The organism is Nonomuraea sp. NPDC048881, from assembly GCF_040649795.1.
Lineage (GTDB): Bacteria > Actinomycetota > Actinomycetes > Streptosporangiales > Streptosporangiaceae > Nonomuraea.
Window position 1 is genome coordinate 1 of sequence record NZ_JBEZGC010000044.1, and the last position, 7,970, is coordinate 7,970.

The 7,970-nt window shown below is 62.9% G+C and carries 8 protein-coding genes; 5 read left to right on the forward strand and 3 right to left on the reverse strand.

Going from position 1 to position 7,970, the window contains the following annotated elements; genetic code table 11:
* Positions 1-95 precede the first annotated feature (95 nt).
* Positions 96-314, reverse strand: coding sequence for a hypothetical protein (locus AB0C33_RS50965; RefSeq protein ID WP_358303052.1), 219 nt, complete (start codon positions 312-314; stop codon positions 96-98).
* A gap of 60 nt (positions 315-374) precedes the next feature.
* Here AB0C33_RS50965 and AB0C33_RS50970 point away from each other — a divergent pair, with 60 nt between their 5' ends.
* The gene (locus tag AB0C33_RS50970) at positions 375-1,430 is read left to right on the forward strand and encodes a tyrosine-type recombinase/integrase (protein ID WP_358303055.1); all 1,056 of its coding nucleotides are present in this window, start codon (positions 375-377) and stop codon (positions 1,428-1,430) included.
* 585 nt (positions 1,431-2,015) lie between these two features.
* Here AB0C33_RS50970 and AB0C33_RS50975 read toward each other — a convergent pair.
* Positions 2,016-2,798 carry a transposase family protein gene (locus AB0C33_RS50975; protein ID WP_358303058.1) on the reverse strand — a complete coding sequence of 261 codons (783 nt, stop codon included), beginning with the start codon at positions 2,796-2,798 and terminating at the stop codon, positions 2,016-2,018.
* Between the two features lie 194 nt (positions 2,799-2,992).
* On the opposite strand from AB0C33_RS50975, the gene AB0C33_RS50980 reads away from it, so the two are divergent.
* Positions 2,993-3,595 (forward strand): DUF4291 domain-containing protein, encoded by a 603-nt coding sequence (locus AB0C33_RS50980; protein ID WP_358303060.1) that lies wholly within the window; start codon positions 2,993-2,995, stop codon positions 3,593-3,595.
* A 313-nt stretch (positions 3,596-3,908) separates the two neighbouring features.
* Here the strand turns inward: AB0C33_RS50980 and fxsT are convergent, their stop codons facing one another.
* Positions 3,909-6,314: an FxSxx-COOH system tetratricopeptide repeat protein gene (gene fxsT, locus AB0C33_RS50985; RefSeq protein WP_358303063.1), complete on the reverse strand. Its 2,406-nt coding sequence runs from the start codon at positions 6,312-6,314 to the stop codon at positions 3,909-3,911.
* Between the two features lie 280 nt (positions 6,315-6,594).
* On the opposite strand from fxsT, the gene AB0C33_RS50990 reads away from it, so the two are divergent.
* From AB0C33_RS50990 to AB0C33_RS51000, 3 genes are all read left to right on the forward strand, one after another.
* Positions 6,595-6,804 carry a DUF397 domain-containing protein gene (locus tag AB0C33_RS50990; protein ID WP_358303066.1) on the forward strand — a complete coding sequence of 70 codons (210 nt, stop codon included), beginning with the start codon at positions 6,595-6,597 and terminating at the stop codon, positions 6,802-6,804.
* Between the two features lie 125 nt (positions 6,805-6,929).
* A complete protein-coding gene (locus AB0C33_RS50995; protein ID WP_358303069.1) occupies positions 6,930-7,205 on the forward strand; it encodes a transposase in 276 nt (91 codons plus the stop codon).
* Positions 7,206-7,551: 346 nt separating this feature from the next.
* A partial coding sequence (locus tag AB0C33_RS51000; RefSeq protein WP_358303072.1) for an NUDIX hydrolase occupies positions 7,552-7,970 on the forward strand: 419 nt, incomplete at its 3' end.

Consider the following 7,970-nt stretch of genomic DNA (forward strand, 5'->3'; position numbering starts at 1 on the left):
GGGCAGGGCCGCAAGAGATGGACCATGCGCTGGAAGGCACCGTTGAACGCCTTCCAGATCGCCTTCGAAGACCGCCTTACCCCTGCCAACCTCTGTCACCGATTCTGGATCTGGCCGCCCTCGATGACCCACTCCAGGTTCGTCGAGGGGGTGGAGCAGTCGCGGTAGAGGTAGGCGGGGACCCTTGCGGCGGAGTTGTCGCCGCCGCTGTCCAGGCAGTAGCCGGTGGCGACGTTCTTGATCTGGCCGCGTTGGATGACCCACCTCAGGTTGACCGAGTTCCTGCACCGCAAGCGGAGGATCGAGGAGACCACCCGCCGCTCCTACGAAAGCCACATCCGCCTCTACCTGGTCCCCTATTTGGGGGGCTCAGGTTGGATCAGCTCAAGGTCAGCGACATCGCGTTGATGTTCGAGCAGATCGAGGAGTTCAACGACACCATCACCGAACGCCGCACCGCCCCCGACTCGCACGTGCGCCAAAGCGTCAAGTTCCGGCGGCCGATCAGCATCGCCACCATGCACCGCATCCGCGCCACGCTCCGCCACGCGCTCAACATGGCCATGCGGCAGGACCGGCTGGTCGACTTCAACCCGGCCGCGGTCTTGGAGATGCCTGCCCATGTCCGGCCCAAGCCGCTGGTGTGGACCGAGGACCGGGTCCGCGCCTGGCAGGAGGACTTCTCCGCCCATCGGGCGGAGAAGGAGCGGCGGGGTGGACGGCGGGTCGATCCGATCGACGCCTACACCAGCGTGCCGCGTCCCTGCCCGGTCATGGTTTGGACACCCGCCCAGACCCGCCTGTTCCTCGAAGAAGCCCGAGCCCACCGGCTGTTCGCCTTGTATCAGCTGATCGCGCTGCGCGGGCTGCGCCGCGGCGAGGCATGTGGGCTGCGTTGGAAGGAGGTCGACCTCGACGGCCACAGCCTGACGGTGAACTGGCAGCTGGTGCAGCTGGCCTGGCAGGTCCATGAGGGCACCCCGAAGACCGACGCCTCGGTCCGTACCATCGCCCTGGACACCGATACATGCCAAGTGCTGCGTGCCCACCGGCAGCAGCAACTGCAGGAACGGTTGGCCATGGGCGAGGCGTGGATCGACACCGGGTTCGTGTTCACCCAGCCCGACGGCAACCGCCTGCACCCCCAGCACGTCTCCGACCAGTTCCTGTGGCTGGCCTACCTGGCCGGCCTGCCGCCCATCCGGCTGCACGACCTCCGGCATGGCGCGGCCTCGCTGATGCTGACGGCCGGGGTGGAGATGAAGGTGGTGCAGGAAACGCTGGGCCACACCTCCAGCGCGTTCACCGCCGACACCTACACTTCTGTCTACCCGCAGGTGGCCACCGCCGCCGCCGAGAAGACCGCCGCCCTGCTGTTCGGCAAGGAAGACCAGACAGAGGCGGGGAGAGTCGTCTCGTTGAGAAGCTGACAGTCGGATTAGGCATCCGGCCCCGCGTTCGCCGCCTGCTCGCGGCGAGGCGGGGCCGCTGCTCTTGCCGCACGGCCTGGGAATGACGGATGATCATGGTGTGTGCAGGGTTGGTGCAACCGAGCACGCACGGAGCACACAACCGCTAGACGAAGATTCTAGAACGCATCCGATCCCGCATAACCGCAGGTCAGGCCATGATCAAAGCGCGCCCTGCAGGATTCGAACCTGCGACCGTCGGATTAGAAGTGGAGCGCATGATTTGAGTCGTGAGGCACTGTGGCCTCGGCTCTCCTAGCCACTTGATCAAAGTCTCTCGAGATCATTCCGCACATGTTCCGGATCTTGTGAGGAGCGACGTCACCGGCAAGGGACGAGACGGTCGATGGATCCGACACGGCAGGGCCCCACCTAACGCGGGCGCCAGACCAGCTCACGCGCTTTGACGCATCTCGCGTGTGGGTCAACGATACCTACCTGCCATACAAAGAGACTCGTTCGTCTCTATCGTGATCCACCTCCCCCGCTAGGAACGGTCGCGCCGCCATGGCCCGTGAGCGATGTTGATGGTCCACTGAGCCTTTTTCATCCTGAGTAGCGGCCTTCTTCCACGAGCTGCAGGACGAAGATCGCTTGCACGAGTGCGGTCGTGCGATGCGGGCAGCAACGCAGCTTGGTCAGCACCTTCCAGGACTTCAAGGTCGCGACTGCACGCTCGCCGATGGCTCGGATATGGGCGTGGGCGCGGTTGACGTCCCGCTGCCCGCGTGACAACCAGGGACGATGGCGATGGCGCTTGAACGGCGTGCGGATCGTGCCGCCCGCGCCTTGATAGCCCTTGTCCGCGAAGGTCTTCACACCAGCGCTGGTCAAGGCGTCGATCAGGCCGACCGACCTGGCGGCGGTCACGTCGTGGGTGGCGCCCGGCAGCGCGGGCGAGGCCCACACCAGCCGCCCGATGGGGTCGGCCAGCAACTGCACGTTCATGCCGTGCTGTTTATGTTTGCCGCTGTAATACGGGCGCTCGTCGGCGAGGCGGTCGATGGGGATGTGGGTGCCGTCCAGGATGGTGTAGGCCAGCCGGGATGCCCGCTCGACGGCGGCGTGTACGTCGTCTGCCAAGGTGGCCAGGAGGTCCACGGCTTCGCGGATGTAGCGCCAGGCTGTGGTGGTGCCGATGGCGAAGCCGGCGGCCAGGCGGGCGTAGGTGTCGCCGTTGCGTAGGTGGGCCAGGACCAGCAGGGCTTGCTGGGCTGGGTCTAACTTGCGCCACCGGGAGCGGCGTTCGGCGCGCCGGGTGCGGATGAGTTGGGCCAGGCGGGTCAGAGTGTGGTTGGACAGCGGAATGGAGGCACGGTAAGACAGCAACGAGGCTCCCGGTTGGGGCATCGGATCTTAGTCGACTGCTGCCTTACGAGAAGCTTCCTCCATCCACTGCCGCTCTCCGCAGACTCCTCATAACATGCCCCGTCACGATAGAAGGAGTTCACGGTATGTCCTCTGCCTGTCGGGGCTGTTAATCCGGTTGTCCGGCAGACACGCGGTTGGCCATGCTCGGGGGGATGAATATCCCGCAACGGCAGATCCGTGCCGCCTTCACCGACGAAGCGATCACCGTTTACCAGGCCTACGAGCCGGTCATCGCGGCCCCTGCCGTCGCCTCGCAGAGCTTCGTCCCGCCCTTCAAACGGGAACGGATGACCTGGATTAAACCGTCCTTCCTGTGGATGATGTACCGCTGCGGTTGGGCCACGAAGCCCGGCCAGACCAGGGTCTTGGCCGTCGCCATCACGCGAGAAGGGTTCGAATGGGCGCTGGGGCACTCCTGCCTCAGCCATTCCGAGTCCGGTACAGGCCAGGCGGCATGGAAAAAGCGCTTGCGCGACAGTCCAGTCCGGATCCAGTGGGATCCTGAACGTGACCCGCACCACAATGCCCTGCCCTACCGCTCCATCCAGGTGGGCCTGTCTGGCGACGCCGTCGCCCGTTACGTCGATCAATGGGTCCTGAGGATTGCTGACCTGACCGATCGGGTCCATGACATCCGACAGGCGCTACGCGATGGGAAGGACGTCACCGACATGCTTCCAGTGGAGCGCCCGTATCCCCTGCCCATGGAGCTCGCCCAGGCCATCGGGGCGAACATCACGCCTGATCTTGGCTGAGCAACGCACGGCGGCACGTTGGTACCACGACGACAACCGGCTGGAGGGTGACTTCAGCTACCCGCTCGTTGCAAACTGACCGTTGATCATCGACCTGACCAGCGGCGTCAAGATGAAAATGGCTCACTGCTCGTACATTGAAGAAAAGCGATATGGCTACCGGAGTGCCCAGCAAAACCAAGGCGGCTGCCACAGAGAAAGCGGAGCGACTGCCGCTCTTAATGAAAGGCCGATAACGTGGGCTACTGTCTCACAGCAGGGCTAAGTGCCATAACACCCAAGGCGCTCCACGTCCCGTAGACAGTCCGTCATCTCAGGGATGGCCCTCGGCGCGCTCTGTCCAATACACGAGTTCCGTGCGTACTTTCATGGACTGGGGATGCTTCGGACCCAGAATCCGTTCCATCACTGGAAGCAAAGCTGCGTACTGCTCCTTTGCCGCGAGCGCATCACCCGCTAACCCTGTGAAGTGAGCATGATTCGCGCGTTCAGCTAACGTATCTGGATGCTGTGGCCCGCGCACCCGCTCCATCACCTGCAACAGTGCAATGTAATGGTCCCGCGCCGCAACCACGTCGCCGGCCTTCCCTGTCAGATAAATGAGACCACTCCAAACACCCAGCGTCGTTCGGTGCTCCGGACCCAATACCCGCTTGATAACCGGTAGAAGCGCCAGGCATTGGTCTCGCGCCGTGCCAGCATCTCCCGCCATCCCTAACCAATAGGCGAAGTTGGCGCGGGCACTCAGCGTGCTCGGGTGTCTCGGGCCCAACACCTGCTCAACTACCGGCAGCAGTGCCCTGTATTGGTCTCGCGCTTCGCGGGCATCCCCGACGAACCCGGTCCAGCGAGCGAGGTTGGCGCGGGCACTCAACGTGCTCGGATGTTTCTGGCCCAACACCTGCTCCATCATCGGCAGCAGTATCTCGTACTGTTCTCGTGCCGCAACTTGATCGCCTGCCCATCCAGTGAAGAAGGCGAAGTCGGATCGGGCACTCAGCGTATCCGGATGCTTCGGACCTAGCACGTATTCCATCACCGGGAGCAAGGCCACGTATTGGTCCCGTGCAGCTTCCCTATTTCCGGCAAGACCCGTCCATCGAGCGAGATTGCTGCGGGCAGTCAGCGTCTCAACGTGTTCGGCACCCAACCTCTCGGATAGAGCTTTCACACGGTGCTGTTGCAGGATTTGGGCGGTGCGATCGTCACCGCTGGCATCCAGATACTTGATGACGTTTGCCATGGCAGAAGAGCCCGGGGCCAGAACGGCGCGTACGTGCGGCAGCAAGCGAGCGTATAGCGGCCAAAATGAAATGTCCTCCGGTTCATTCGGAAGCACAGCCTCAAGCTGTTGGGCGGCGTGGGTGCGGACAGCCGTGAGTTCATCATCGGACAGGTCGGCAAGCGTGACAGATTGGACTAGGCGATGCATATTAATATATTGCCCATCCGGCGACCTGTTGATCATGCTGTAGGAGGCTAACGCGCCCAAGGCTTCAGCCACTGCAACCTCATCGGCGCCGTCAACGCCATACAGCACTTGGCAGGGCAGATGATCTGGGGCATAGCAGGCCATCAATCGCAGGAGACGAATCGCCAGTGGGTCCGTCTCTGCAATACGGTCTTGAGTTACGGTCCAGGTGCGAGCGATTACTTGCTCGGACCCTCGACCCTGATAGCCGTCAGCGGTCAGGACGCGGCGGGGAGTCGTACACAGCAGACGCAGATATCGAGGCAAATCCATTCCGGGGGTGGCAGCGATGTAGGCGCCAGCCTGCTTAAGTGCGAGCGGGAGGCCGCCTAGTTCCTCGGCCAGTTCGTCAGCCAGATTCGGAACCCAAATAGCCGAGCTGCTGATGGTCTGCGATAGCAGTTCCACCGCATCAACTCGTGACAGGACACCGAGGTGGGCCACGGTGGCTATCTCCTGCCAACCGACGTCCCGCCTACTAGTGATAACTACATGCCCAGCCTGCAGTTGCCCAAGATAAGGTTGCAGGTGATCGACCTCTTCAACGTTGTCAAAGATCACTAGCCAGTCCGAACGAGTGGCTAGCCAAGCTAATGCCCAAGCTGCGGCTTCCTCGGTGGGGGCCTGAGCTGCGGCAATTGATGAAATAGCTGAACACAGAGCCCGGCATAGCCTGGCGAATCCTGCTTGGATATTTTCGGGAGTTTCAGCTTCTATCCACCACAGTTGTTTATAGGTGTCTCGATGGCGGATAGAGTACTGCAATGCCAGCTCGCTCTTACCGATGCCTCCGAGTCCGACTACCGCCTGGATGATCGCCTTGGAATTTATTGTCAACGCTTGGTTCAGTAGATCCAGGTCGCGCTCCCGGCCAACGAACACTGTTGATGGGCGACGTGGCATGCCTGTAATCCCTATCGGAGGCACATCAGCCACGGGAGGCAACGCGTGTCTTAGGGTGAGTGTCGCCCCTACCATCCCCTGCGCGCTGTCGGCTTGTTCGGGGAGTAGAGATAGCCCTGCCTTGGCGGGCGTCCTTGGCAGAGCAGGCAGGTGCTGAGCCGACGAGGACGAACGCAGTTGCGCCAGTAGGGCCGCACCGGCGATGAACAGGCCAGCCAGGCCGACAAACATACTGATTACGCTGGCACGCTTGTCCAAGACATCCAGCACGTTGACAGGCGCCCACAGCAGATCGGTGAAGAGCCCGAGCGTCCCGGCGACCAGCAAAATTGAAGAAATCGCCACCCCTATAGCAACCATCGTCCGGCTCTTACGCGGCCTGCTCGGCGGGGTAGCGGAAGGCTGCGAGGAAGGGGAAGCCGTCACTCTTCCCATTCTGCCCAAGAAAGCCCTCGCTGTATATCGGCAGGCCGAAATTCCTGATCCTGCGCCGCAGGATCTTAGAGCCGCCCCTTTCTGACATGGGAGACGTAGACAGACGCTTCTCTGCGTGCTTTGATCTAGACAGCAATACTCCGACGCTCTTCCTCTAACTGAGACGCCGACGGCAAGGAGACACGAGCCGATGGATAGCCTCTCTCGGGAACTGGCGACAGCAGAGTGGCGCAAGGCGACTCCGTCACAGACGGCCGACAACTGCGTTGAGGTTGCCGATCTATCCAGTGGACGCCGCGGCGTCCGCAACAGCAGGAACCCCACCGGTCCAGCGCTAGTCTTTACGTCTAGCGAATGGAAAGCGTTCATTGAAGGCGTAAAGGACGGCGAGTTCGACTAGGCCGTGTTTCAAAAGATCACGACATGTTCGGTGTGTCAGGGGTCGTGAAATGAAGAGGCCTCCGGTAGTTGGCTCAACGACCAAGAAGAACGAACACCGGAGACCTCGTGGCCAGCGTAGCGGTGATGAGGCGGCACGACCTCACTGACGCGCAGTGGGCAGCGCTGGAGCCGCATCTGCCTGCCACATCAGGCACAGACAAGGGACGTCCGCCGAAGTGGAGCAGGCGGCAGTTGATCGATGGAATCCGGACCCGGGCGCTGTGTCGGGACGTGCCGGTCTGCTACGGCCGATGGTGCACGGTGTATGGCCTGTTCCGCCGCGGTCAACCACCCTCAGTTCGTAGTCAACCCCACTGGACTACCCACAACAACCCGGTCATCAGCCACGCCCCACGGTGAGCCAGGGTGAGGAACGAACCCTGGATCGTCGATCGCCCCCAAGCCCGTACGGTGACCAGCCATGCCGTGGCGATCGTAAGTGCTGCATCTGTGCGGCGACGTGGCAACCCTGGCCGGTGCGTTCGCTAGGTACGGCGGGGCCGGCGTGCGGCGCCCGGCCCGGTGTCCCGCCGCCGTCCGGGACCGGCCCCCAGGCCGCACGCCCGGACGGCGGGCGGGCGGAGGGCCGGGGGTACGGCGGCGCGCCGCGCCGCCGCTTGATCCTCATAGGGACTATTCGGCAACGATCTCTGCTGTCGTCTGGAAGTGCATGTACGGCGGCCGTGTCGACAGGTAGCTTCACGGTGTGGCTGATGACGCTGAGCTGACGCGCTGGGTGGTGCATGGCGAGCGGTTGATCTATGACAACCGGTGGATCCGGCTCGGGATGGCCGATGTGGAGATCCCGGGCGGGGAGCGGTTCGAGCATCATGTGGTGCATCTGGATCGGGCGGCCATCGCCGTCGTCGTGGATGAGCAGGATCGGGTGTTGCTGATGTGGCGGCATCGGTTCGTGTTCGACCGGTGGGGATGGGAACTGCCCGGCGGCCTGGTCGAGGCCGGCGAGGATCCGATGGCGACCGCCGTGCGGGAGGTGGAGGAGGAGACCGGGTATCGGCCGAAGCAGGTTGAGCACCTGGTGAGCTATCAGCCGATGGCCGGCATGGTGGACTCCGAGCACATCCTGTTCCTGGTGCATGGCGCCGAGCTGGTCGGTAAGCCTGA

Coding starts and splice junctions, on each gene's coding strand:
- AB0C33_RS50980 (WP_358303060.1), top strand. CDS start 2,993: ATGAATATCCCGCAACGGCAGATCCGTGCCGCCTTCACCGACGAAGCG.
- AB0C33_RS50990 (WP_358303066.1), top strand. CDS start 6,595: ATGGATAGCCTCTCTCGGGAACTGGCGACAGCAGAGTGGCGCAAGGCG.
- AB0C33_RS50995 (WP_358303069.1), top strand. CDS start 6,930: ATGAGGCGGCACGACCTCACTGACGCGCAGTGGGCAGCGCTGGAGCCG.